General features: G+C 68.6%; 22 protein-coding genes and 1 pseudogene. 9 read left to right on the top strand and 14 right to left on the bottom strand.

What is annotated here, in order from left to right:
- Positions 1 to 45: 45 nt before the first annotated feature.
- The 5 genes from ACN0T5_RS14325 to rph form a co-directional block, all read right to left on the bottom strand.
- Positions 46 to 918, bottom strand: a complete 873-nt coding sequence (locus ACN0T5_RS14325; RefSeq protein ID WP_417769286.1) for a BadF/BadG/BcrA/BcrD ATPase family protein — start codon at positions 916 to 918, stop codon at positions 46 to 48.
- An 11-nt stretch (positions 919 to 929) separates the two neighbouring features.
- Positions 930 to 2,495 carry a polyhydroxyalkanoate depolymerase gene (phaZ, locus tag ACN0T5_RS14330; RefSeq protein WP_417769287.1) on the bottom strand — a complete coding sequence of 522 codons (1,566 nt, stop codon included), beginning with the start codon at positions 2,493 to 2,495 and terminating at the stop codon, positions 930 to 932.
- 269 nt (positions 2,496 to 2,764) lie between these two features.
- Positions 2,765 to 3,928 carry a radical SAM family heme chaperone HemW gene (hemW, locus tag ACN0T5_RS14335; RefSeq protein ID WP_417769288.1) on the bottom strand — a complete coding sequence of 388 codons (1,164 nt, stop codon included), beginning with the start codon at positions 3,926 to 3,928 and terminating at the stop codon, positions 2,765 to 2,767.
- Positions 3,928 to 4,563, bottom strand: a complete 636-nt coding sequence (rdgB, locus tag ACN0T5_RS14340; protein ID WP_417769289.1) for an RdgB/HAM1 family non-canonical purine NTP pyrophosphatase — start codon at positions 4,561 to 4,563, stop codon at positions 3,928 to 3,930. The genes hemW and rdgB overlap by 1 nt, the downstream gene beginning before the upstream one ends.
- A gap of 7 nt (positions 4,564 to 4,570) precedes the next feature.
- Positions 4,571 to 5,284, bottom strand: coding sequence for a ribonuclease PH (gene rph, locus ACN0T5_RS14345; protein WP_417769290.1), 714 nt, complete (start codon positions 5,282 to 5,284; stop codon positions 4,571 to 4,573).
- A 300-nt stretch (positions 5,285 to 5,584) separates the two neighbouring features.
- Here rph and hrcA point away from each other — a divergent pair, with 300 nt between their 5' ends.
- From hrcA to ACN0T5_RS14365, 4 genes are all read left to right on the top strand, one after another.
- Positions 5,585 to 6,652, top strand: coding sequence for a heat-inducible transcriptional repressor HrcA (gene hrcA / locus ACN0T5_RS14350; protein ID WP_417769291.1), 1,068 nt, complete (start codon positions 5,585 to 5,587; stop codon positions 6,650 to 6,652).
- Between the two features lie 29 nt (positions 6,653 to 6,681).
- Entirely contained in the window at positions 6,682 to 7,488 is an 807-nt protein-coding gene (gene moeB / locus ACN0T5_RS14355) for a molybdopterin-synthase adenylyltransferase MoeB (RefSeq protein ID WP_417769292.1), read from the top strand.
- A 5-nt stretch (positions 7,489 to 7,493) separates the two neighbouring features.
- Positions 7,494 to 8,225 carry a M48 family metallopeptidase gene (locus ACN0T5_RS14360; RefSeq protein WP_417769293.1) on the top strand — a complete coding sequence of 244 codons (732 nt, stop codon included), beginning with the start codon at positions 7,494 to 7,496 and terminating at the stop codon, positions 8,223 to 8,225.
- A gap of 78 nt (positions 8,226 to 8,303) precedes the next feature.
- Positions 8,304 to 9,494, top strand: a complete 1,191-nt coding sequence (locus ACN0T5_RS14365; protein ID WP_417769294.1) for a multidrug effflux MFS transporter — start codon at positions 8,304 to 8,306, stop codon at positions 9,492 to 9,494.
- 9 nt (positions 9,495 to 9,503) lie between these two features.
- Here ACN0T5_RS14365 and ACN0T5_RS14370 read toward each other — a convergent pair whose 3' ends face one another.
- Positions 9,504 to 11,660 carry a transglycosylase domain-containing protein gene (locus ACN0T5_RS14370; protein ID WP_417769295.1) on the bottom strand — a complete coding sequence of 719 codons (2,157 nt, stop codon included), beginning with the start codon at positions 11,658 to 11,660 and terminating at the stop codon, positions 9,504 to 9,506.
- Positions 11,661 to 11,919: 259 nt separating this feature from the next.
- On the opposite strand from ACN0T5_RS14370, the gene ACN0T5_RS14375 reads away from it, so the two are divergent.
- Positions 11,920 to 12,222, top strand: a complete 303-nt coding sequence (locus tag ACN0T5_RS14375) for a DUF1330 domain-containing protein (RefSeq protein WP_417769296.1) — start codon at positions 11,920 to 11,922, stop codon at positions 12,220 to 12,222.
- The gene (locus tag ACN0T5_RS14380; protein WP_417769297.1) at positions 12,219 to 12,707 is read left to right on the top strand and encodes a GNAT family N-acetyltransferase; all 489 of its coding nucleotides are present in this window, start codon (positions 12,219 to 12,221) and stop codon (positions 12,705 to 12,707) included. The genes ACN0T5_RS14375 and ACN0T5_RS14380 overlap by 4 nt, the downstream gene beginning before the upstream one ends.
- An 18-nt stretch (positions 12,708 to 12,725) precedes the next feature.
- On the opposite strand, the gene ACN0T5_RS14385 is transcribed toward ACN0T5_RS14380, so the two are convergent.
- The 8 genes from ACN0T5_RS14385 to rsmI form a co-directional block, all read right to left on the bottom strand.
- Positions 12,726 to 13,667 carry a GNAT family N-acetyltransferase gene (locus ACN0T5_RS14385; RefSeq protein ID WP_417769298.1) on the bottom strand — a complete coding sequence of 314 codons (942 nt, stop codon included), beginning with the start codon at positions 13,665 to 13,667 and terminating at the stop codon, positions 12,726 to 12,728.
- Between the two features lie 218 nt (positions 13,668 to 13,885).
- On the bottom strand, positions 13,886 to 16,231 hold the full coding sequence (locus tag ACN0T5_RS14390) for an ATP-binding protein (protein ID WP_417769299.1): 2,346 nt from the start codon (positions 16,229 to 16,231) through the stop codon (positions 13,886 to 13,888).
- A gap of 200 nt (positions 16,232 to 16,431) precedes the next feature.
- Positions 16,432 to 17,454: an LLM class flavin-dependent oxidoreductase gene (locus tag ACN0T5_RS14395; RefSeq protein ID WP_417769300.1), complete on the bottom strand. Its 1,023-nt coding sequence runs from the start codon at positions 17,452 to 17,454 to the stop codon at positions 16,432 to 16,434.
- A gap of 80 nt (positions 17,455 to 17,534) precedes the next feature.
- Positions 17,535 to 19,061 (bottom strand): YifB family Mg chelatase-like AAA ATPase, encoded by a 1,527-nt coding sequence (locus ACN0T5_RS14400; protein WP_417769301.1) that lies wholly within the window; start codon positions 19,059 to 19,061, stop codon positions 17,535 to 17,537.
- Positions 19,062 to 19,183: 122 nt separating this feature from the next.
- Complete coding sequence (gshB, locus tag ACN0T5_RS14405; protein ID WP_417769302.1) at positions 19,184 to 20,158, bottom strand: glutathione synthase; 975 nt, start codon at positions 20,156 to 20,158, stop codon at positions 19,184 to 19,186.
- 129 nt (positions 20,159 to 20,287) lie between these two features.
- Positions 20,288 to 20,683: a YraN family protein gene (locus ACN0T5_RS14410; RefSeq protein WP_417769303.1), complete on the bottom strand. Its 396-nt coding sequence runs from the start codon at positions 20,681 to 20,683 to the stop codon at positions 20,288 to 20,290.
- A gap of 19 nt (positions 20,684 to 20,702) precedes the next feature.
- Positions 20,703 to 20,876 (bottom strand): hypothetical protein, encoded by a 174-nt coding sequence (locus ACN0T5_RS14415; protein WP_417769304.1) that lies wholly within the window; start codon positions 20,874 to 20,876, stop codon positions 20,703 to 20,705.
- Positions 20,877 to 20,963: 87 nt separating this feature from the next.
- Positions 20,964 to 21,920 carry a 16S rRNA (cytidine(1402)-2'-O)-methyltransferase gene (gene rsmI, locus ACN0T5_RS14420; RefSeq protein ID WP_417769305.1) on the bottom strand — a complete coding sequence of 319 codons (957 nt, stop codon included), beginning with the start codon at positions 21,918 to 21,920 and terminating at the stop codon, positions 20,964 to 20,966.
- A gap of 235 nt (positions 21,921 to 22,155) precedes the next feature.
- Between rsmI and ACN0T5_RS14425 the strand changes: the two genes are divergently transcribed.
- The 3 genes and pseudogenes from ACN0T5_RS14425 to ACN0T5_RS14435 form a co-directional block, all read left to right on the top strand.
- Positions 22,156 to 23,373: a penicillin-binding protein activator gene (locus ACN0T5_RS14425; RefSeq protein WP_417769306.1), complete on the top strand. Its 1,218-nt coding sequence runs from the start codon at positions 22,156 to 22,158 to the stop codon at positions 23,371 to 23,373.
- Between the two features lie 61 nt (positions 23,374 to 23,434).
- Complete coding sequence (gene coaBC, locus ACN0T5_RS14430; RefSeq protein ID WP_417769307.1) at positions 23,435 to 24,643, top strand: bifunctional phosphopantothenoylcysteine decarboxylase/phosphopantothenate--cysteine ligase CoaBC; 1,209 nt, start codon at positions 23,435 to 23,437, stop codon at positions 24,641 to 24,643.
- A 157-nt stretch (positions 24,644 to 24,800) separates the two neighbouring features.
- Positions 24,801 to 25,041 (top strand): annotated as a pseudogene (locus ACN0T5_RS14435) (dUTP diphosphatase); the annotation flags it as partial.

Genomic DNA, 25,041 nt, shown 5'->3' on the forward strand with positions numbered 1-25,041 from the left:
GTGTCCCGCCTTCATGCGCCAGCCGGCGCGCCTGCGCAAGCCGGCTCAGGTCCTTGCGAAGATGCGCAGGGCGAGACGGACCGCGCCGTCGAGCGCATCGCCCAGCGGGTCGGACAACCGTTCGCGCATGCCGGCGGGAAGGTGGCGGGCGTAAAGCGGCGCGAGCCCGCCCATCAGGGCGATGCGCGGACGGTCCGCCCAGTCGAGATGCGCGATCATCTGGGAAACCTCCGCGACGGCGGTCGTAAGAAGCCCGGCCGCCTCCGGATCGCCGGCAGCGACCGCGTCGAAGACGTGCGGCGCGAAACGACCGAAATCGGCGGGCCGGGCGGTTCCGGCGAAGGTCACTATGCGGGCCGGGTCGTCGTCGAAGGCGGCCAGAAGCGTCCGCGACAGCGGGCCGTGGGGGCGCACGCCGTCACGGGCCAGCAGTGCCGCCCGCAAGGCGTCCCGTCCGAGCCGCGCCCCGCCCCCCTGGTCGGCCAGATGCAGGCCCCAGCCGCCGACGGAGCGGATCTCCCCGCCGTGCCGGGCCAGGAATGCGGAGCCGGTGCCGAGGATCGCCATGATGCCGTCGCCGGGTCCGAGCGCGCCTTCCAGCGCGATCTCGGCATCGCCGGTGAGTTCCGTGCGGGAAAAGGGAAGGTCGCCGAGAAGCGCGGCGGCCGTTGGCGCCGCCTGCCTGGCGCCGGCAAGCCCCAGCAGGGCGGCGCAGTCGCGGATTGTCTCCGGCGGCAGGCCGGCATCGGCAATCGCGGCGCGGGCCGCTTCGCCGATGCTGGCCCTGGCCTGGACCGGGTCGGTGGCGATGTTGGCAGGCCCTGCCCGTCCCCGGGCAAGGATGCGGCCATCGCGCGCCGCGAGGGCGGCCCGGCAGGTGCTGCCGCCGCCATCGACCGCGATCAGGTAGCCGCCCATCGACTGCGTCGTCAGGAGGCGGTCGGCTGCGCGGCGAGGCCGCGGGCCTGCTCGATCCAGCCGTCGCGATCGATCCGGCCGCGGAAGTCGAGGCGGCTGTCCAGCGCCGCGATCTGCACGTCGGTCAGCGCCGCGATCTGCCAGAAGTGGAAGATGCCGGCGCCATTGAGGGCGGTCTGCAGCTTCGGCCCGACACCGGTGATCGCCGTGAGGTCGTCGGCGACGCCGCGCGGTTTGGCGAGCAGCACCTCGGCCAGCGGATCGGACGCCTTGGCGGGTTTGGCGGCAGGCTTTTGTGCCTCTGCCACGGGCGCGTCGGCGGCAGCCGCCTTCGGCGCTGTTTCCGGGCGCGTCCCGTGGGTGCGCATGAAGTCGAGGATGCGCGGCGCGATTTCCGAGCGGAAGCGCGAGCCGTTGAAGACGCCGTAATGGCCGACATCGGGCTGCATGTAGTGGGCCTGCATGTCGGGCCCGAGGCCCGTGCAAAGATCGTGGGCGGCGCGGGTCTGGCCGCGACCGGTGATGTCGTCCTTCTCGCCCTCGATGGTCAGCAGCGCGGTGCGCCGGATGGCGCCGCAATCGACGATCTCGTCGCGGTGGCGGAACGTGCCGCGCGCCAGCGCATGCTGGATGAACACGGTGTCGACGGTCTGCAGGTAGAATTCCGCCGTCAGGTCCATGACCGCGAGATATTCGTCATAGAAATCGCGGTGCTTCTCGGCGCTGTCCCCGTCATTGGTGACGAGATGCTGGAAGAACTCGTGATGGGCGCTGACGTGCCGGTCGAGATTCATGCTCATGAAACCGGACAGTTGCAGGAAGCCCGGATAGACGTCGCGCATGAAGCCGGGCTGCGGGAACGGCACCTTCATGATGACGTTGCGCTCGAACCACTCGATGCTCTTGTGCTCGGCAAGGTCATTGACGGCGGTCGGGTTGATGCGGGTGTCGATCGGGCCGCCCATCAGCGTCAGGCTGGCCGGGGCGAAGGGATCGTCATGCGCTTCCATGACGGCGGCGGCCGCGAGCGCGGGCACCGACGGCTGGCAGACCGCCATCACATGGGTGTCCGGGCCGAGGAAATGCAGCATCTCGATCAGGTAGTCGATATAGTCGTCGAGATCGAAGCGGCCCTCGGTGAGCGGCACCATGCGGGCATCGATCCAGTCGGTGATGTAGATGTCCGCGCCGGGAAGCAGCGTCTCGACCGTGCCGCGCAGCAGCGTCGCATAGTGGCCCGACATCGGCGCCACCATCAGGATCTTGGGATCCTTGCGCTGCTTCGCGCCGAGTTTGCGGTCGAAATGCAGCAGGTTGCAGAACGGCTTGCTCCAGACGATTTCCTCGCGCACCGGAACCTTGACGCCGCTGACGGTGGTCTGGGGCAGGCCGAATTCCGGTTTGCCGTAGCGCCGCGTCATGCGTTCGATCAGCTCGCAGCCGGCAGCCATCGAGCGCCCGAACGGGGTGTGCGTCAGCGGGTTCAGCGGATTCTGGAAATAGAGCCGTGTCATGTCGGCAGTGGCCCGTACCGGGCTCATTGCCGCATGGTTGAATTCATAGACCTGATAGAACACGTGACCGACCTCGCAGTCTGGCGGACGCGGCGCAACATCGCCCGCGTGTTTTTTCGCATTGCAAAATAGTATGACAAAGATGTGCGCCGCATCAACCGATACGGAGATCGATATGCTGCGCCGCGAAGAAGATGTCAGGGCATTGGTCACGAAAACACACAGGCCGGAACCCGGTGCGGGGTCGAAAAGATCCGCCTCAACAGCGGCTTCCGTGCGCCGGCGCCGGCCGGCGCGGGGCGTCGGGATGATGCGAAATAACTAGGTAAAAATTACGCTGCGAGATCGGCGACAACCGCATCGAGCACGAGGAATCCGGCAGGAGTTGCCCGCATGCGCGTCCCGTCGAGTCGTTCCACCATGCCGTGCTCGATGAGATCGGCCACCCGGCGCGGGTCGATCCGGCGGTCGGCAATAGCCTCGTAGCGGGCCAGATCGACGCCCTCGACGAGCCGCAGGCCCATCAGCAGGTATTCATCGCCCTGCTCTTCCTGCGTCAGTGCGATATCCTCCACGGCACCCTCGCCGCGCGCTTCCACCGCTGCAAGCCAGGTTTCGGGGTGACGCTCGGTGGCGGTGGCGAACTTGCCGTTGCCGCCGGTCAGCCGGCCATGAGCGCCCGGGCCGACGCCCACATAGTCGCCATAACGCCAGTAGACGAGATTGTGCCGGCACTCGGCGCCGGGCACCGCATGGTTCGAGACCTCGTAGGCCGGCATGCCGCGACCGGCGCAGATCTCCTGGGTCAGGTCGTAGAGATCGGCGGCGGTGTCGACGTCGGGAACCACAAGCTTGCCGGTCCGGTGCAGCTCGAAATAGGGCGTGCCCTGCTCGATGGTGAGCTGGTAGAGCGACAGGTGGTCGGCGGCCAGATCCATGGCCTCGTTCAGCTCCTGCCGCCATGCGGCGCCGTCCTGGCCCGGCCTTGCATAGATCAGGTCGAAGGAGATGCGCTCGAAGGTCGAGCGGGCGATGCCGATCGCGGCTTTCGCCTGGGCGACGTCATGCAGCCGGCCGAGACGGCGCAGGTCGCCGTCATTGAGCGCCTGCACGCCGAGCGACAACCGGTTGACGCCAGCCGCGCGATAACCGCGAAACCTGTCCGCTTCGACCGAGGACGGGTTGGCCTCCATGGAGACTTCCACGTCCGGCGCCACGCTCCACAAACCGCCGATCGCATCGAGAACACGGCCGACGGTCGTGGGGTCCATCAGCGACGGGGTGCCGCCGCCCAGAAAGATAGAATCAACGCGCCGACCGCGCGTGCGCGCGGCGAAATGGGCAAGTTCGCGCTCGAAGGCGGCGGCAAAGCGCGGCTGGTCGACACTGGCATGACGGACATGGCTGTTGAAGTCGCAATACGGGCATTTGGCCTCGCAGAAGGGCCAATGCACATAGATGCCGAAACCGCCGTCAACCGTCGCCGTGTCCGCCATTATCCCTCCAGGCACCGTGCGGAAAAGTCCGCGAAAGCGAGGGCGCGGTGCGACATGCCCTGCTTTTCCGCCGTCGGCATCTCGCCAAAGGTGCGGTTCTCGCCGTCCGGCTGGAACATCGGATCGTATCCGAAACCGCCATTGCCGCGCGGCGGCCACACCGCGGTTCCCTCGACCTCGCCGCGGAACGTCTCCACATGCCCGTCCGGCCAGGCGAGACAGAGCACGGCGACAAAGGAGGACCGGCGGCTCTCCGGCGTGGTGGCGCCGGCTGCCTGGAGCTTTTCCTCGATGGTGCGCATCGCCATGGCGAAATCCTTCTCCGGCCCCGCCCATCGGGCCGAATAGACGCCCGGATCGCCACCGAGCGCGGCCACGCAGAAGCCGCTGTCATCGGCAAGCGCGGGTAGTCCCGAGACTTCCGCGGCGGCCCGCGCCTTCAGTTCCGCATTGGCCTCGAAGGTCGTCCCGGTTTCCTCCGGTTCCGGCAGGTCGAGACTGCCGGCGGAGACGACATCATAGCCGAACGGCGCCATCAAGGCATCGAACTCGCGCAGCTTGCCCGGATTGTGGCTGGCCAGCACGATGCGGCCCGGCGCCAGCCGGCGCTGTGTCGGGGCGGATGTGTCGGTCATGCGGGCCTCACAGGATGGCCAGTTTCTGCAGGTCGACAAGCTGGCCGATGCCGGCCTTGGCGAGACCGAGAAGCTGGCCGAATTCCTCCTCGGTGAAGGGAGTGCCTTCGGCCGTGCCCTGGATTTCGACGATGCCGCCGGCTCCGGTCATGACGAAATTCGCGTCGGTCTCGGCCTCCGAATCCTCGGCGTAATCAAGGTCGAGCACGGCCTTGCCACCATGAATGCCGCAGGAAATGGCAGCCACATGGTCCCGGAGCACCGGTTTGGTGACCATGTCGCGGGCCCGCATCCAGGCGATGCAGTCATGCAGCGCGACCCAGGCGCCGGTGATCGCGGCGGTGCGCGTGCCGCCATCGGCCTGGATGACGTCGCAATCGACCGAGATCTGGCGCTCGCCGAGCGCCGGCAGGTCGACCACGGCGCGCAGGGAACGGCCGATCAGCCGCTGGATCTCCTGGGTGCGCCCCGACTGCTTGCCGGCCGAAGCCTCGCGGCGCATGCGCTCGCCTGTGGCGCGCGGCAACATGCCGTATTCCGCCGTCACCCAGCCCCGCCCCTGGCCGCGCAGCCAGGGCGGAATGCGCTCCTCCAGGCTCGCCGTGCACAACACATGGGTGTCGCCGAACTTGACCAGGCACGAGCCTTCCGCGTGTTTGGAAACGCTTCGTTCCAGCGTCACGGCGCGCAACTCGTCGGCTGCGCGTTTGGATGGCCGCATGTCGATCCCCTTCAAACCGGTCCCGCAGGGACGCTGTGTCCCCGCTCTTGTCAGGCGTTCCTCTTAATCCAAGATTGGGGCCGAATGAAATGCCTGTCTGAGCTTTCTCGAACGGATGAGCGCAATGGCGCGCGTCGTGGCGGCGTGTTTGCGGTGGGCAATCGCGGCGAAGACGCACTATATTCGCCGCGAGGGTCGGAGATGTTCGCGGCGAATATCCGCTGCCGTGACGAAAGTCGTCCATGGCGGGCGGCGGCGAAGCAAGAGGACAGACATGCAAGAGGACCGGGGACCGCAAGCGTGACACTCGGCGTGCCATCCGTCAGCCTGGGCGAGCTGGATCGGCGTTCGCGGGAGATTTTCCGCGCGATCGTCGAATCATATCTGGAGACCGGCGAGCCGGTGGGCTCGCGCAACCTGTCCCGGCTTCCGTCCATCCAGCTCTCACCGGCTTCGATCCGCAACATCATGGCCGATCTGGAGCATGCCGGGCTGCTCTATGCGCCGCACACATCCGCCGGCCGCATGCCGACCGAAGGCGGCTTGCGCTTTTTCGTCGATGCGCTTCTGGAGGTCGGCGACCTGACGCAGGACGAGCGCGCCCAGATCGAGATCCAGGTCAAGGCGGCGCGCAGCGAGCGCACCAGCGAGCAATTGCTGACCGAGGCCAGCCAGATGCTGTCCGGCCTGTCGCGCGGCGCCGGCGTGGTTTTCACCCACAAGGGCGATGTGCGCTTGCGTCATGTCGAATTCGTCCGCATCGAGCCGCTGAAGGCGCTGGTCGTGCTGGTCGGCGACGACGGCTCGGTCGAGAACCGGATCGTCGATCTGCCGCCGGGCCTGCCGCAATCGGCGCTGATCGAGGCCTCGAACTATCTGACAAGCCTGATTCGCGGGCGCACCCTCGCGGAGGCACGGCGCGAGCTGGAGACCCAGCGCGACCGGCACCAGAAGGAACTGGACGCACTCACCGCCAAGCTGGTCGAGGCCGGCATCGCGCTGCGCGGCGGAACCGGTGGAGACACCGGGTCGCTGATCGTGCGCGGACGTTCGAACCTGCTCTCGCACCTTGAGGCGGAACAGGATCTGGAACGCATCCGGCTTCTGTTCGACGATCTGGAGAGCAAGCGCGACCTGATCCAGCTTCTGGCGGCCGCCGAAGGCGGCGAGGGGGTGCGCATCTTCATCGGCTCGGAGAACAAGCTGTTCTCGCTGTCGGGGTCCTCGATCGTCGTTTCCCCGTTCCGGGATCAGGATGAGCGCATCATCGGCGTGCTTGGCGTGATCGGGCCGACCCGTCTCAACTATGCCCGCATCATCCCCATGGTGGACTACACCGCACGTCTCGTCGGCCGGTTGCTGCGCTGACCGGCCCCCAATCTTTCAACGGACACTTCATGACGACCCTGACGCCTGCCGAACTCGAACGCTATGCCCGCCATATCGTGTTGCAGGACGTTGGCGGGCCCGGGCAGCAGAAGCTCAAGGCGGCGCGGGTGCTGGTCGTGGGTGCCGGCGGGCTCGGCGCGCCGGTACTGCAATATCTGGCAGCCGCCGGGGTCGGCACGCTCGGCATCGTCGATGACGACACCGTGTCGCTGTCCAATCTCCAGCGCCAGGTGATCCACGACACGGACCAGCTCGGCGAGCCCAAGGTGGCGAGCGCGGCGGAGGCGATCGCCCGGCTCAACCCGCATGTAGCGGTCGAACCGCATCCGGTGCGGTTGTCGGCGACGAACGCGCTGGCGCTGATTTCGCGCTACGACCTCGTCGTCGACGGATCGGACAATTTCACCACCCGTTATCTCGTCTCCGATGCCTGCTTCTTCGCCAGGAAACCGCTCGTTACGGGTGCCGTCGGTCGCCTCGACGGCTCGCTGACATTGCTCAAGCCCCACGAGAAGGATGCCGATGGCACGCCCAATCCGACCTATCGCTGCCTGTTTCCCGACCGCCCGGCCGATGGCGCGCTGCCGACCTGCGCGGAAGCCGGGGTGCTTGGTGCCCTGACCGGGATGGTCGGAACCATGCAGGCGATGGAGGTGATCAAGGAGATCGCCGGGTTCGGCGAGGGGCTGCTCGGCCGGCTGCTGCTGGTCGACGCGCGGTCGATGCGCTTCGAGACCATTCGCTATCGCTGGTCGGCGAAGAACCCGCTGAACGGGGCGGCGCCGCTCCGTTTCGACGAACTGGCCGGCGCGTGAGAGCCATGTTCGGGATGCGCGCGGCACCGCTTCCAGACGCGATCACCGTCGCGCTCGCCGGCGGCGAGCAGCGTATCGAGCTGCGCCGCAACGCCAATGCGCGGCGCTACATCCTGCGGCTGCCGGCAACCGGCGGGGACCCGGTGCTGACCGTTCCGGCGAAGGGAACGCTCGCCACCGCCCGCGACTTCGCCGAGCGCCAGCGCGACTGGCTCGCGGCGCAGCTCGACCGCAGGCCGGACGCTGTCGCCTTTGCCGCCGGGGGCATGGTGCCGCTGCGCGGGGAACCGCACCGCATCGTTGCCGCCGGAGGCTTGCGCGGTCTCGTGCGGGCGGAAACCGGGTCCGGCGAGGCGCTGCTGCAGGTGCCCGGTGCCGAGGAGCATCTCGCCCGCCGGTTGACCGACTGGCTGAAACGCGAGGCGCGCCAGGACCTCAAACAGGCTGTCGACCTGCACGCGGCAGCTCTGGGACGCTACCCGTCCGCCCTCACCTTGCGCGATACGCGCAGCCGCTGGGGCTCTTGCACGGCGGACGGAAAGCTATCGTTCTCGTGGCGGCTGGTGCTTGCGCCACCCTTTATCCTCGACTACGTCGCAGCTCACGAAGTCGCCCATCTCGCCGAAATGAATCACGGCCCGCGGTTCTGGGCCCTGTGTCGGCGTCTTGCGCCGCGCACCGAGGAGGCGCGTGGCTGGCTCCGGCAAGAGGGCGGCCGCCTGCATCTTTACGGCTAGGCTCGGCAACCAGGAACCGGAACAGGCTTTCGCCTGGCGACAGCCCGGCAGCAACCGCACGAAAAAGGTGCTCGTCACATGCTCAAGCCCGACACATGGGCGCTCACCATCCTGCTGGCGTGCCTGACGGCGCTGGGCCCGCTGTCCACCGACATGTATCTGCCGGCACTGCCGGCGATCCTGCGCGACCTCGACACAGCGCATGCGTCGGTACAGCTGACGCTGTCGGTGTTCCTGGTCGGTTTCGCCGTTGGCCAGATCTTCTATGGTCCGCTTGCCGACCGGCTGGGGCGCAAGCCGGTGCTGATGACGGGGCTCGTGATCTATGCCGGAGCAAGCCTTGCCTGCACCCTGGCGCCGACGGTCGAGGTGCTGATCGGCGCGCGCTTCCTCCAGGCCTTCGGCGCGGCGGGGCCGGTGGTGCTCGCCCGCGCCGTCGTGCGAGACCTCTATGAGGGGCCCCGCGCCGGCCAGGAACTGGCCCGGATGGGCTCGATCATGGGGCTGGCCCCTGCCGTCGCCCCCTTCTTCGGCGGCCTGATCGCGGCAGCCGGGGGCTGGCGTCTGGTGTTCCTGGTGTCGCTCGCCTTCGCCGCGGCGGTGCTGGTCGCCATCTGGCGGCGCTTGCCGGAAACGATCAGGGCCCGGGAGACCGCGCCCTTCTCCGTGCCGGTGCTGATATCCGCCTTCGCCGGCCTGTTGCGCCACCGGGCGTTCGCGGCGCATCTGGCGATCGTCACGCTGACCTATTCCGGGCTGTTCGCGTTCATCTCCGGCTCGTCCTTCGTCCTGCAGGACATTTTCGGCCTGAGCCCGGCGGTGTTCGGCATCGTGTTCGGCATCTGCGCGCTCGCCTATGTGGCCGGCACGCTGATCGGCCAGCGGCTGGCGCCAAGACGGGGCGCCGACGCGACGATCCTGACCGGCTGCCTGCTGATGGGGGGAGCAGGCGCTGCGATGATCGCGGCGGTGCTCGTGGTGCCTTCGATGCTCGCCGTCGTGCTGCCGATGATGCTCTACATGGCTGGCGTCGGCCTTGCCATGCCGCAGGCCCAGGCCGCCGCGCTCATGCCCTTCCCCGGGCGCGCGGGAACGGCGTCCTCGCTGATGGGCATCTGCCAGATGAGCGTTGCGGCGCTGGTCGGCATCCTCGTCGGCATGACCCATGGCGGCACGGCCCTGCCATTGGCGCTGATCATCGCCGCCAACGGTCTTGGCGCCGCGCTGGTCTTTTTGGCGACGCGCCGAGCAAGGGCGGCAGGCGTGTAGCTGCGGAGATCAGCCGCCGAAGATGCGGTTGAGCAGGTCGAGCGGTCCGCCGCTGCCCTCGCCGTCGCGCATGGGCGGCAGGCGGCGGGCCGGGTCGCCTTCCGCGGGAATGTCGCGCATCGGCATGTCGAGCGGGGTGGCGGGTTCCGCCACCTGGACAGGGCGGTCGGAAATGCCGGGAAGACCGGCGACCGGCAGGCCCTGGTGGCCGGCCGACATCACCTCTTTCCAGACCGTCGCCGGCAGCGACCCGCCGGTTGCCCGCTTGGTCGGCGAATTGTCGTCATTGCCGAGCCAGACGGCGGTCGTCATGGTGCCGGTATAGCCGATGAACCAGCCGTCGCGGAAATCCTGGCTGGTGCCCGTCTTGCCGCCGGCCGGACGACCGGCAAGATGCGCTGCCTTGCCGGTGCCGGTCATCAGGGTCTCGCCCATCATCATGTTCATGTCCGACAGGGTCCGGTGGTCGATCACCCGGCCGCCGCCATCGCCCTTGCGGGCATAGAGAAGCTTGCCGTCCATGGTGCGGATCGAGCGGATGACATGGGGCACGACCGCGTGACCGCCGTTGGAAAAGGGCACATAGGCGGCGGCGATTTCCAGCGGCGTCACTTCCGAGGTGCCGAGCGAGATCGACAGGTTCGAGGCGAGCGGCGAGGAAATGCCGAGCTTGCGCGCGGTGCGGATGATCGCCTTCGGACCAACCTCGCTGGCAAGGCGCGCGGCGACCGTGTTGAGAGACAGCGACAGGGCTTCGGTCAGCGTCACCGGCCCGCGATAGGACTTGGAATAGTTCTGCGGCGCCCAATTGCCGATCTTGACCGGCGCGTCCTGGCGCACGGTGCCGGGCGTCAGGCCGCGCTCCAGCGCCGCCAGATAGACGAAGGGCTTGAACGCCGAGCCCGGCTGGCGGCGGGCATTGACGGCCCGGTTGAACTGGCTGCGGGAATAGTCGCGCCCGCCGACCAGCGCCTTGACGGCGCCCGAACCGTCCAGCGTCACCACCGCGCCCTGGCCGACGCCGCGCTTGGCGCCCTCCTCGTCAAGCGCCCGGCGCAGCGCATCCTCGGCGATGATCTGCAGGCCGAGATCGATGGTCGTGTCGACGATGATGTCATCATCGACGGCGCCGACATAGCCGGGAAGCCGCTCCATCACCCAGTCGGCGACGTAGTTCTCGCTGGCCGAGGTATGGTGTGTGACGACGCGCATCGGGGCGGCGATGGCGTCGGTCGCCTCGCGCTCGGTGAGATAGCCTTCCTCCGCCATGGCGCCGAGCACGGTCGCGGCGCGCTCGGCGGCAAGGTCCGGGTTGCGGGTCGGGGCATAGCGCGACGGCGCCTTCAGCAATCCGGCGAGCGTTGCCGCCTCGCCGATGCTGACGAGCCGCGCGGACTTGCCGAAATAGCGCCGCGCCGCGCCGTCGACACCATAGGCGCCGGCACCGAAATAGACGCGGTTGAGATACATCTCCAGGATCTCGTCCTTGGAGTAACTCGCCTCCAGCCAGAGCGCCAGAACGGCTTCCTGCACCTTGCGCTTCAGCGTGCGGTCGGGCTCCAGGAACAGGTTCTTGGCAAGCTGCTGCGTCAGGGTCGAGCCACCCTGCACGAGACGTCCGGACGTCACATTGGTGAACATGGCGCGGGCAAGGCCGAGCGGATCGAGGCCGAAATGCGAGCGGAAGCGCCGGTCCTCGATGGCGATCACCGCCTGAGGAAGATAGGGCGGCAGTTGCTCCAGGCGCACCGCCTCGCCGCCCGTGTCGCCGCGATTTGCCATCAGCGTGCCGTCGGCTGCAACGATACGGACATTGGGCGGGCGCTGCGGCACCTTCCATTCGGAGGTCGGCGGCAGATAGGCGGCGTAATAGATGAGCACGCCGACGCCGCCGATGCCGGCCCAGATACACAACACGAAACCCCAATAGATCGTCCGGCGGATCAGCCCGACCAATCCGCCGCGCCGATGCCGGGTCTTGCTTTTGCCGCGCCCGCCGCGCGGCGGACGGCCATTGCCGCCTGAGCGGCCCCGGGTCTCCGCTTCGCCCTTCCGGCCGCTTGGGGCGCGCTGCCGCGACGGCTTGCCGCCGGCCGCCGGCCTGTCGGCGCCGGTCAGGCGCATGTCGAGCGTGCCCGCCTCGCGTCCGTCGAGGCGGGGTTCCACACGCGGTTCGCGCCTTTTTCCGGTTGACGGTCGTCGTGCCATGCCAGCTGTCTGTGTCTTCCCCGGAGCGAAGTGCCCCTCTGTCCCCGATGTCGGGGTGCAGCTTAAATGCGGCAATTTAAGGGGGTGTTAAGCCTGCCGCGCGCTGGCCGAAGTGGCGACCGGCCTGCCTTTACAGGCACGGGTGCGACGGGCTACGCCTGAAGATCGAAACCGCCGCCGGCAAGGCGCGCGCGACAGGATCAGGGGACGAAACGGAATGGCAAAGGGATACTGGGTGGCGCGGGTCGACGTGACGGATGCCGACGCCTACAGGGACTATGTCGCGGCCAACGCCGAAGCGTTTCACGCCTTTGGCGCCCGCTTCCTCGTGCGGGGCGGCCGGTTCGAGTGCAAGGAAGGCGCGGCGCGGGCGCGCAATGTGGTCATCGAGTTCGACAGCTACGAGAAGGCGCTCGAGTGTTACGAGAGCGAGGCCTACGGGCGCGCCATGTCCTTGCGCCTCGGGAACGCGGTCTCCGACCTTGTCATCATCGAGGGCTATGACGGTCCGCAGCCGTGACCAGGCCGGCCGGCGCCTTTGTCGTGCGTCCGGTCGAGCGCTCCGAGGTCGATGCGCTGCATGCCCTGTGGCGCGCGGCCGATGATCGCGGTGACTGGCGGCCGGCCTCTGGCGGGCAGGGGCTCCTCGAGGAGCTCGACATCCTCGCTTCTGAAGGACGGGTCTGGGCCGCTTTCCAGCGCGGCGCTCCGGTCGCGTTTGCCGCCGCGGGCGATCTCGACGGCGCCTTGTGGTTGTCGGTGTTCGGCGTGTCCGGGACCTGCCGGGGGCGCGGACTGGCGAGTTCGTTGCTGGCGGGCGTCCTCGGATACGGGCAATGGGCCCAGTATCCGGCGCTGGTCGCGCTGGTCGCGCTGGCGCCGAAGGGCGAAAGCGCTTTTCTCGAACGGGTGGGGTTCCTGAGGCTCGACGGTGACCGGCTCGCCGACGGACTTCGCGAGTTGGCGCGATCACGCGGACTGGCGGCCTGGGCCCGGCCGATCTGAGCCCGCGTCCTGGCCCGGCTACTGGTGGGCGTAACGCCCCGCGTCAGCCCCGTAGTGGTTGACGTAGCGACTGTTCAGGGACTGGACCGGCATCACGATCAGCACGTCGGTGGTGCCGAACTGATGGTCGACGACCGCGCCGTCGCCGATATAGGCGCCGAGCCGCAGGTAGCCCTTGATCAGGGGCGGCAGTTCACGCAGTGCCTGGCGCTCGTTGACGTCTCCCCGTGGCAGGCGGTTCATGTCGACATAGCGGCTCTCGAGCGCCCGTACGCGCCATTCTTCCGGCGCCCGCGCATTGTGATGCAGGAATGCCAGCTGCGAGGCGAGCCGGTCGGGATCGGTGCCTTCGATCGAGGCACAGCCGACCATCACGTCGATGCGATGCATCAGCACATAGGCCCAGATCCCGTGCCAGAGCAGCTCCACCGTCCGCTTCGTGCGGTACGGCTTGAGGACGCAGGAGCGGCCGAGTTCCAGGAACTGCAGACGCGGATGGGCATCGACCAGCGACTGGATGTCGAATTCGCTGGCCGTGTAGAAACCGGCATGCCGCTCGGCGACATCCTGGCGCAGCAGCCGGTAGGTGCCCACGATCCGGGGCTTGCGGCGGCCTAGCGCGTTGCGTTCGGTTGTCTCGTGATCGAGCACCAACAGGTGGTCGCAGATCGTGTCATAGGCGTCGACGTCGCGGCCAAGCGTGGCGGTGTCCGGGTCGGCGACCGCGGACATTTCCTCGTAGAACACGTGGTAGCGCAGCTCCTGCGCCTTGCGGATCTCCTTGGCGGTGCGCGCCAGGCGCACCTCAAGCGGGCCGATACGGCCGAGGCTGGGTGTGTGCCGACCGGCGGGAGCGGTTTTGCCACCGGGAAGCCAGGCGTGGCGCAAGGCTGCACCGGCCGCTGCGGGAACGAACTTGCGCACAAGACTGCGCGGCGACAAAAGTGCGTTCCTCGTCATGGCCCCGATGCCTTCCCTGCCTGCCCCCGAGCGGATGCATCGAAGGCATCCTGCTTATGATTATCTCGGCGGCCCTTGTCCGTTTTGCAAGTCACCCGGTTAAGGAACCGGATGAGGATGGGCACGCCGGATCGCGCGATCAATCGTGTCGAGCGTGCCGTAGATCATACTTTCCCGACACTTGCGTGACAATTGACGATGTTTTTGACAAGCCGGCGTCAGGATCGGGCCAAGCCGCGTTCCCGGATGATACGCCGGCTCAGGAGATCGGGATCGAGCGGCTTGGCGAAAACCGCGTCGGCGCCTGCGGCAAGCGCTGCCTCCTCGGCATCCGGAGTGACATCGGCGGTCACCGCGAATACCGGAATGTGCGACCATTTGCCGTTGCGCTCCATCGCACGGAACCGGCGAATCGCCGTGACACCGTCGACGACCGGCATGTGAAGATCCATCAGGATCAGGTCGAAACCACCGTCCGCCGCCGCATCCAGGGCTTCTGCGCCGTCGCTCACGACCACGGGCTCATGACCGAGCTTGCGCAGCAAGGCTTCGCTCAGCATCCGGTTGATGTCGTTGTCATCGGCGACCAGAACCCGCAAGGGCCGTGCCGGCGTCGACGTCGCGGCGAGTTCCTCCGTGGTCGGAGTGTCGTCGGCGGACTGTGCCATTCCGTCCGCCTGCTCCCATGGACACCATTCGCTCTGGTGGCCGAGCAGGGTATGCGCCAGCTTGACCAGCGAAGCGGAACGCACGGGGCGAATCAGATAGCCGCCGAAGCCGGCTTCGCGCAGGCGCGGCAGCCGGTCCCGGTCGGCGGGCGCGACGAGGGCGGCGGCCGGCGCCTGGACACCGACGGCGCGGGCGCCGGCGAGCCAGGCTCCGGCATCGGCCACGCAGCCCGGGTCGAGCAGCACGAGGTCGGCGGCAAGCAGGGTCTCGTCGCCGGTTTCATCGCCGGGCGTCACCAGCGTGACCTGCGCGCCATGCGCCTTCAAGGACCTCGCCACGAGCGGCGCCTCGATCCGGCTGGCAGAGACAATGACGACCTGAACGTTGCCCAGACCGGTCGAATCGTTTGGCGTGTCCTCGATCACGTCGAGGGGCAGTTCGACGCGAAAGCAGGCGCCTTTCCCGGGATCCGAATGCGCCGTGACGTCGCCGCCCATCAGCCGCGCCAGTCGGCGCGAGATTGCCAGTCCAAGGCCGGCCCCGTCGAAGCGGCGAGCCGGGCCGTGATCGACTTGCTCGAACTCCTCGAACAGGCGCTCGCCTTCGCCTGCAGCGAACCCGATGCCTGTATCGCGAACGGCGATCGTGAACCTGCGCGCCCGGGAGGTGTCGTCCGGGGCCGGTTCAATGGATACCTCGACGCCGCCCGTTTCGGTGAACTTGAGGCCGTTGCCGGCAAGGTTGAACAGGATCTGGCGCAGGCGTGTGGGGTCGATGGAGATGCGAGGCGGCATGTTCGGGGCGATATAGCAGCCGATCTCCAGCCCCTTAGACTGGGCGCGGGGCCCGAGGAGCTCGACCACCCCCTCGGCAAGCGACGCGATCTCGATTTCGTCGGCCACGAGGTCGAGCCGGCCGGCCTCGATGCGGGACAGGTCCAGCACTTCGCTGATCAGGAGAAGCAGGATCTCGCCGGAGCTTCGCACCGCCTCGACATAGCTGCGCTGCTCGGCCGTGAGGCGTGTGTCGCGGAGCAGTCCGGCCATGCCGAGAATGCCGTTGAGCGGGGTGCGGATTTCATGGCTGACGGTGGCAAGGAAGCGGCTTTTCGAAGCGCTCGCGATTTCGGCCTGGTTGCGGGCGGCAACGAGGGCGTCCTCGATGCCGCGCCTGTCCGACACGTCGCGCAGGATGGTCTGGATCAACGGCTCGCCGCTCTTGCCGTCGCGCACCGCGACGTCGCGACGCGCGAACCACCTGGCGCCGTTCGCCGTCTCCATCAGGATGTCGCCGCTGGTCGTCTCGGCGCCGGTCGCCAGCGGGTCGCGGGCACCGGAATCCGCATTGCCGTGCAGCGCCGAGGCCAGGCCGTCGGGAAACAGCCCCTGCGCGGCGTCATTGGCGTAGACGATCTCTCCGCCAAGGCGCCACCGGGCGACGACGTCGCCCAGCGTGTCGAGCACATCGCGCAGGCGCGCGTCGCTTTCCTTCAATCGCCAGGTCTCGTCGCGCAGGCGCTCATTGTCGCGGGCGAGCGACAGTCGCTCGCCGGTCAGGGTCTCGATCCGTGCCAGGGCGTCGGCGAGCGCCTGCCTGTCAGCGCGGCGGCGTGCCTCGACGACGCCGAAGACCCCTGTCGCCAGTCCGGCCACTGCAAGCGCGGCGCCGGCAACGGTCAGGCGCAGCGTCTCCGGCACCACCGCCACCATGAGGGCCGCACCGCCGAAAAAGGCAGCGAAGGAAAAGGCAAAACGCATGAGGCCGCCAAGGGCGCCGGCAAGCGTGCGCGAAGCGGCGAGCGCCGAAGCCTCGCCCGCGCGGATCTCGGCGCGCCCGGCCGGGATCGTTCCGGCGTCGCGTTGCTCCGTTCGGTCATGGCGTTCGCGGGCGGCCACCTGCTCTCCTCGTAAACCGGCTGGCCCGCGCATGGCGCGCGAGCCTGTCCAGTGTCCGTCGGAGAGATTGAGAAAGCGTTGCGGCAAAAGACCTTGGGCGAGAGTTCGCCGACCGTGCGGTTGGCGCCGGCTCGGCGACGGGGCCAGAGGCAACGCGACGAGGCCGGGAGAATGAGGGATCACGCCCCCTGACCCTGAGCCTAGGCCTGACCCTGAGCCCGCGACCGCTCGCCGTCCACAAGATCGGCCAGGATCCCTGCTGCCAGCTCGAAGGATCTGACCCGGGCTCCGTGATCATGGATCATGCCGGTGACGATCAACTCGTCGGGCCGGTAGCGCTCGAGGATCGCAGCCAGCTCGCGCCGGACGGTCTCGGGCGATCCGGTCGCCGAAACGCTGAGCGCCTGGTCGACCTGCGCAAGCACCTGGGGCGGGATCTCGGCGCGAACGTCCTCGACCGGAGCGGGCAGCTTTCCAGGACTGCCCGTCCGGAGCCGTGCAAACGCGAGCACCTGCGAGGATCGCAGATAGCGGGCCTCGGCATCGGTGTCCGCGACGAAGACGCCGGCGGCGATCATCACACGGGGTTCGGCAAGATGTTTCGAGGGCCGGAACGTGCGGCGATAGACGGCAAGTGCCTCCTCCAGCATCGCCGGCGCGAAATGGGAGGCGAAGGCGTAGGGCAGGCCAAGGGCCGCCGCGAGCTGGGCGCCGTAAAGGCTCGAGCCGAGGATCCAGACCGGCACATGGGTGCCCTCGCCCGGAATGGCGCGTACGGGTCCGCCTTCGGACGGGTCGCCGAAGTGATCCATGACATCGACGACGTCCTGCGGAAAATTGTCTTCGCCGGACATGTGCCGGCGCAGGGCCCGGGCCGTCGCCATGTCGGTTCCGGGAGCCCGGCCGATACCCAGGTCGATTCGCCCGGGAAACAGCGTTGCAAGGGTGCCGAACTGCTCAGCGATGACCAGCGGCGCGTGGTTGGGCAGCATGATGCCGCCCGCCCCGACACGCATCGTGTTTGTCGCCGCGGCCACCTGGCCGATGACGATGGACGTTGCCGCGCTGGCGATGCCCGGCATGTTGTGGTGCTCGGCGAGCCAGTAGCGGTGGTAGCCGGCGGCTTCGGCCTTGCGTGCCAGGTCGATGGTGTTGGCAAGCGCGTCGGCTGCCGTCTTGCCTTCCGGCACGGGGGCCAGGTCGAGAAGGGAATAATGTTGCATGAGGATCTCCGTTGGACCCTCATTTAGGGAGCTGCGGGCCGCCAACCAAGGGCGGAACCGACACTCGGGCGGCCGCGTGTTCAGGCCGCCCGGCGCTCGAGGCTGGACCCCCGGTAGCTCAGCGCCTCGGCAAGATGCAGGCGCGAGACGGTTTCGGCGCCGTCGAGGTCGGCCAGCGTCCGGGCAACCTTGAGCACCCGGTGATAGCCGCGGGCCGAGAGCTGAAGGGCATCCGCGGCGCCCTGCAGCAGGTCCATCCCGGCGGCATCGGGGGCCGCGACCTGCTCGATCAGCCGGGCGCCGGCCTGCGCATTGGTGCGCGCTGAAACGCCGAGGGCGGAGTACCGTTTCGTCTGCCTGTCCCGCGCGGCCGCCACGCGGCTTGCGACGGCGCTTGAACTTTCCGCGTCGGCGGGCCGGATCAGGTCGGCGGCGGAGACAGCCGGGACCTCGATGCGCAGGTCGAGCCGGTCGAGCAGCGGCCCGGACAGGCGCGACTGGTATTCGCTCGCGCAGCGCTCGCCGCGCCGGCATGTGTGCCCGGGCTCGCCCGCATGGCCGCATCGGCAGGGGTTCATGGCGGCGATCAGCTGCACGCGCGAAGGATAGCTGGTGCGGTGGTTGGCGCGCACGATGACCGTCTCGCCGCTTTCCAGCGGCTGGCGCAGGCTGTCGAGCACCTGCGGATGGAACTCGGGCAGTTCATCCAGGAAAAGGACGCCGTTATGGGCAAGCGAGACTTCGCCGGGCCGGGCCCGGATGCCGCCGCCGACAAGCGCGGCCATGGAGGCGGAATGATGCGGCGCGCGAAAGGGTCGCCGGTCGGTCAGCCGGCCGTCTGCCAACTCGCCGGCAATCGACGAGATCATCGACACTTCCAGCAGCTCCTTCGGGCTGAGCGGCGGCAGGATCGAGGGAAGGCGGGTGGCGAGCATCGACTTGCCGGCGCCCGGCGGGCCGATCATCAGGAGGTTGTGGCCACCTCCCGCGGCGATTTCCAGCGCGCGCTTGGCGGTCTCCTGGCCCCGGACCTCCGAAAGGTCTGGCAGCGCTGCAGGATCGGCGCTGAGCTTCGGCGCGGGGCGCGACAGCATCTGCGTGCCCTTGAAATGGTTGGCAAGCTGGATCAGCGAGACCGGCGCGAGCAGGTCCATATCCGGATCGGCCCAGGCGGCTTCGGCACCGCAGGCAGCCGGGCAGATGAGGCCTTTGGCCAGAGCGCTGGCGCCGATCGCCGCCGGCAGGACGCCGGCGACGGCCGAGATCGTTCCGTCCAGCGCCAGCTCGCCGAGCACGACATAGCGCTCCAGATCCGCCGCCGGCACCGCGCCCATGGCGGCCATCAGCGCCAGCGCGATCGGCAGGTCGAAATGGGACCCTTCCTTGGGCAGGTCGGCGGGCGCAAGGTTGACGGTGACGCGTTTGGCCGGCAGCGACAGGCCCGATGCCAGCAGGGCGGAGCGTACCCGCTCGCGGCTTTCCCCGACCGCCTTGTCCGGCAGGCCGACAATGGTGAAGGCGACCTGGCCGGGGCCGATCTGCACCTGCACGTCGACCGGTTGCGCCTCGATCCCCTGGAACGCGACCGTCGTGACCCGCGAAACCATCGCCCCTCCCGCCTCCACGCCTTGCGCGCGACCGGCGCAATCGGAACGCTTGCAACTTAGCGCAACCGGAAGTCGGTAACAACCGGGGCGGGAGAACCGGGCGGCGGTTCGCGGCGGGAGGTTCAGATCCTGCCGCGCTTGGTCTCCACCACATCCCAGACGCGGCCGGCGATGTCGGGCCCGCCAAGGCGGGCAACGGCGCGGATGCCCGTCGGGGCGGTGACGTTGATCTCGGTCAGGCATCCGTCGATGACGTCGATGCCGACGAGGATCAGGCCTTTCTCGCGCAGGGCCGGCCCGAGGCGGGCGCAGATCTCGCGTTCGCGCGGGGTGAGGTCGGCCTCGCGCGCGGCGCCCCCGCGCACCATGTTGGAACGCAGGTCGCCTTCCTGCGGCACCCGGTTGACGGCCCCGGCAAACTCGCCGTCGACCAGCAGGATGCGCTTGTCGCCCTTGGAGACCTCGGGCAGGAAGCGCTGGATCACCCAGGGCTCGCGGAAGGTGGCCGCGAAGAAATCGTAGAGCGAGCCGTAATTGAGGTCGTCGGCGGTGATGCGGAAGACCGCCGCACCGCCATGGCCGAACAGCGGCTTCATGACGATGTCGCGATGCTCGGCGCGGAAGGCATCGATGGCGTCCCGGTCGCGGGTGATCAGCGTTTCCGGCATCAGGTCGGCGAATTCGGTGACGAACAGCTTTTCCGGTGCGTTGCGCACCGATGCCGGGTCGTTCACCACCAGCGTCTTCGGGTGGATCTTCTCCAGCATGTGGGTGGCTGCCACATAGGCCATGTCGAAGGGCGGGTCCTGCCGCATCAGGATCACGTCCATCTCGGACAGGTCCGTGAGGCGCTTCTCCCCGAGCGAGAAATGGTTGCCCGGTTCGTCGCGCACGGTGACCGGCTCGAGAGCCGCGGTGACCGTGTCGCCGTTCATGGCGAGGCGTTCGGGCGTGTAGTGGTGCAGGACATGGCCGCGCGCCTGGGCTTCCAGCATCAGCGCGAAGGCGCTGTCGCCGGCGATGTTGATGCTGGAAATATGGTCCATCTGGACCGCGACCTTGAGGGGACGGGAGGTCGGCTGTGTGGAAGACGGCATGGGAGGGTCTCCGGCGCCCGGACAGGCGCGTGTGAAAGGCGGGACAACGGTCCCGGAAGGGTTGGAGAGCATATGCGATCCATGCGGGGCTTTGTCCAGTCGCAGCCCCTTGCAGGCCGTCCTGCCGGCTCAGTCGGGCGGGGCGGGGAAGGCGTCTGCGATGTGCTCGGGCAGTCGCCAGGGCAGGACGAGGACCGCGTCGAAGCGCAGCGCCGCGGCGCCAAGGTCTTCCCGGCCGGCGCACCAGGACCGGGCTGCCGATGCGATTCGCCTCCGGGCGCGCGGGGTGATCGAGGCAAGCGCCTGGTCGCGACCGGCCCGCGCCTTCACCTCGACAAAGGCGATTGTTCCCCCGCGCCTTGCGATGATGTCGATCTCGCCACCTCCCGCCCGGTAGCGGCGGGCAAGGATCCGCCAGCCCTTGAGCCGCAGGAGAAGGGCGGCAAGCGTCTCGGCGCGCAACCCGAGGCGATAGGCGCCGCGCCGCCTCCCGCTTGGCATGTCCGGGTGATGGCGGCGCGTCATGGCAGTCTCCGCAGACCGTTCAGGCGGTGGGCTGGAACATGGCGGCGAGGATCACCGCGAAAACGGTCAGGAGAAAACCGCCTGCGGCCAGCTTCCAGGCATCCTTGCGGCGTTTCAGGCCGGGCCAGCCAAGCGGCTTGATCAGCTGGATGGCGGCGACGGCGGCGAAAAACACCATGATGATCTTGGTCACGCGCGTCTCCGGAAGGTGAGCCGATGGCTTGGCTGTTCGAGCCCGGCTGGCCTAGCATGCTTTATGCCGGCCGGCAAAACCGGGCGTTCAGCCGGCCTTGATCGCCAGCGCGCGGGCGTAGAGATCCTTGCGGTCGAGCCCGGTGAGACCTGCAACATGCTTGGCCGCGCCCGCGGGTTTCATGGTCGCCAAAGCTTCGCTCAGCAGCGCATCCGCGTCCTTCGCGTCGGCGGCCGGGCGGGCTTCGGGCGGCGCGATGACGACGACAATTTCGCCCTTGACGGTCTCGCCGTCAAAGCGCCCGGCCAGGTCCCCGAGGGTGCCGCGCTCGAAGGTTTCGAAGCGCTTGGTCAGTTCCCGCGCCACCGCCGCCTGCCGCGATCTGCCCAGAATTTCCACCATGTCTGCAAGCGAGGCGGCGATCCGGTGCGGGCTTTCGAACAGGATCAGCGTGGCCGGAAGGGCCTCGAGTTCCTGCAGCCGGTTGCGGCGCTGACCGCTTTTCTGCGGCAGGAAGCCGGCGAAGCAGATCGTGTCGGAGGGAAGTCCGGACCCGACAAGCGCGGCCAGCGGCGCGTTGGCGCCGGGCACGGGAAAGACGCGGTATCCTTCCTCGACCACATCGCGCACCAGCCGGTAACCGGGGTCGGAGACAAGCGGTGTGCCCGCGTCGGAGACGAGTGCCACGACCTTTCCCTCGGCAAGGGCGGCCATCAGTTTCGGACGCGCGCGCTCGGCATTGTGTTCATGATAGGCGGTCAGCGGCGTCTTCAGCCCGAACCGACGCATGAGTGTTGCCGTCACGCGCGTGTCCTCGCAGGCGACGATATCGGCCGCCGCCAGCGTTTCCAGCCCGCGCACGGTCATGTCGCCGAGGTTGCCGATCGGCGTCGAGACGATGTAAAGCCCGGCCGCGACCCGGGGGGCGTCGAGCCGGTGCGCGCCGATGAAGAAGGAACGGTCGCCGTCGGCTTCGCCCCGCCTGGCCGGATTGTCCGTGCCGTCGCCATCGTCGGGGGAAGTGTCTGGATCGGGAGGAGTCATGACGGGTCCGGAAACGGGAGGCAGGGACCGGCAAGGCGCGTGTCGCCGGTTCGATCCTGTTCGTTTTGACAGGAATCACCTGCAAGGCCAAGCTGGCCAGCGAAGGTTTGCAGCGCGCCGGGCGTGCTGATAAGCATTTGCGGGACTGCAAGGCGCGCGGGGATCGCGCGCAGGCTGCCTGCGGCGGTGTGGCAAACCGCGGACATGGACTGCCGATACGGGGAGATCGGGCCCAGTGCTTCGAATCGTGAAAGACACCTTCCGCGCCGCGTGCGGGCGGCGGGCCGTGCAGGGACTGGCGCTTGGCGCATCAATGGCGCTTGCCGGCTGTTCGGGATCAAGCCTCGGCGAATACCCGGGCTATCCCTCGACGCCGGCGGGTCAGCCGGCAGTGAGCGGCCAGACCATCGGCACCGGGTCGGTCCGCGTCGCCATGCTCCTGCCGATGAGCGGTGGTGGCAGCGCGACGTCCATCGCGACGGTTTTCCGCAACACGGCCGAACTGGCCCTTTCCGATTTCCAGGGTGCCGATATCCAGATCCTCGTCAAGGACACCGGCGGCACGGCGCAGGGCGGTCAGGCGGCCGCGCAGGCCGCGATCGCCGAGGGTGCGGAGCTGATCATCGGCCCGGTCTTCGCCCCGGCCGTCGGCGGCGCCGGGTCGGCCGCGCGTTCCGCCGGCGTGCCGGTTGTCGCCTTCTCCAGCGACGAGTCCGTTGCCTCGCGCGGGGTCTATCTGCTGAGCTTCCTGCCGCGCAGCGATGTGGCGCGGATCGTTTCGTACGCCGCCCGCCAGGGCAAGCGCTCCTTCGCCGCCCTCCTGCCCGACGATACCTATGGCGCGGTGGTCGAGGCGGCGTTCCGCCAGGAGGTTGGCCGGGCCGGCGGTCGCATCGTGTCGATCGAACGCTATGCCCTGCAGGGCAACGACACGTCCGACATTGCCGCCAAGGCCGGGCGGATAGCCGCCAATGCAGCGCAGATCGACGCGATCTTCGTACCCGCCGGCAATGTCGCGCCCTTCGTGGCGCAGACGCTGACCACCGGCGGCGTCAACCTGGCCACGACACGGCTTCTGGGCAGCGGCCAGTGGGAGACGCCGCAGGTTCTCAATGCCGCGCCGCTGACCGGGGCCTGGTATCCGGGGCCTGACAGTGCGGGCTTCCAGGCCTTCGCCGATCGCTATCGCAGCACCTATGGGAGCCAGCCGCCGCGCAACGCGTCGCTTGCCTATGACGCCACGATCCTGGCCGCCGGACTTGTCCGCTCGGCCGGCCAGGCCCGGTTTTCCGAGCGGGTCCTGACCAATCGCGACGGCTTCCTCGGCATCGACGGGGTGTTCCGGTTCGAGCGTGACGGCGGCAACCAGCGCGGGCTTGCGATATACGAGGTCACGGGGTCGGGGTCGCGCGTCGTTTCGCCGGCGCCGCGTGCATTCGGCTCGGGAAGCTGACGCTGCCCCGACCGAACCATTGCCGGCCGGCATTCGGCGCCTGAACCGGGGAGTGATCCGGGTGGACCTTTCGCAAAAGCGCATTCTTCTGGTCATCGGCGGGGGCATCGCCGCCTACAAGAGCCTCGACCTTGTGCGCCGCCTGCGCGAGCGCGGGGCGCATGTGCGCGCGGTGATGACGGACGGCGCGCGCCAGTTCGTCACGCCGATGGCGGTCGGTGCGCTGACCGGCGACAAGGTCTTCACCGATCTCTTCGACCGCGACGACGAGCACGATGTCGGCCATATCCGCCTGTCGCGGGAGGCCGATGCCATCGTTGTTGCGCCGGCCACCGCGGATCTGATGGCGAAGATGGCGGCCGGGCTGGCGGGCGACCTTGCGACCGCGGTGCTGCTTGCCACCGACAAGAAGGTGTTGCTCGCCCCGGCCATGAACCCTGCCATGTGGAACCATCCGGCGACCCGCCGCAATGTCGCGCGGCTTGCCGCCGACGGCCTCGCCTTCGTTGGTCCCAATGCCGGCGAGATGGCGGAACGCGGCGAGGCGGGCATCGGTCGCATGGCCGAGCCGCTCGAGATCGTCGCCGCGCTCGAGGCCATGCTGGCGCCGGTCGGCCCGAGCCTTGCCGGCCGTCATGTCCTGATCACCTCCGGCCCGACCCATGAGCCCATCGACCCGGTGCGTTACATCGCCAACCGTTCGTCGGGCAAGCAGGGTCACGCGATCGCCGGCTGGATGGCGAGGCACGGCGCAAGGGTCACGCTCGTCAGCGGTCCGGTGACGCTGCCCGACCCTCCGGGTGTCGATGTGGTCAGGGTCGAGACGGCGCGCGAGATGCTGGCGGCGGTTGATGCCGCGCTGCCCGCCGATGTCGCCGTGATGGCGGCGGCGGTCGCCGATTGGCGCGCGGCAGAGGCAAGCGGCCGCAAGATCAAGAAGGACGGCAGCGGCGAGGTGCCGGCGCTGGCGCTTGCCGAGAACCCGGACATTCTCGCGACCGTCGGCCGCCATGCGACGCTGCGTCCGCGCCTTGTCGTCGGCTTCGCGGCGGAGACCAACGACGTCGTCGACAACGCCCGGGCCAAGCTTGACCGCAAGGGCGCCGACCTGATCGTCGCCAATGACGTTTCTCCCCGGCATGGCGTGATGGGCGGGGACGCGAACACGGTGCGTCTTGTCAGCCGCGAGGGCGTCGAGGATTGGCCGACACTCCCCAAGGACGAGGTCGCGCGACGGCTGGTCGCCGAGATCGCGCGGCGGCTTTCCTGATCCGGTGCGCCTGATCCGGCGTGCCCGATCTGGCGTGCCCGATCTGGCGTGGACGAGTGCGGCGAACGGCTTGATCCGGGCGCCGCACGATGCGATCACCGACAATGGTCGGAGCCTCTTCCCCGCCTTTCCCGAAACTGTCGACCCGGAAAAGATCATGACCCTTCCCGTTCAAGTGCGCCGCCTGCCCCATGGCGCCGATCTGCCGTTGCCCGCCTACCAGAGCGAGGAGGCCGCCGGCCTCGATCTGCTGGCTGCCGTCGAGGCGCCGCTGGTGATCGCACCGGGTTCGCGGGCGATGGTGCCGACCGGCATTGCCATCGCCTTGCCGCCGGGAACGGAGGCCCAGGTCCGGCCGCGTTCGGGGCTTGCGGCGCGGAACGGCGTCACCGTCCTCA

Source organism: Stappia sp. (genome assembly GCF_048261845.1).
Classification (GTDB): Bacteria; Pseudomonadota; Alphaproteobacteria; order Rhizobiales; family Stappiaceae; genus Stappia.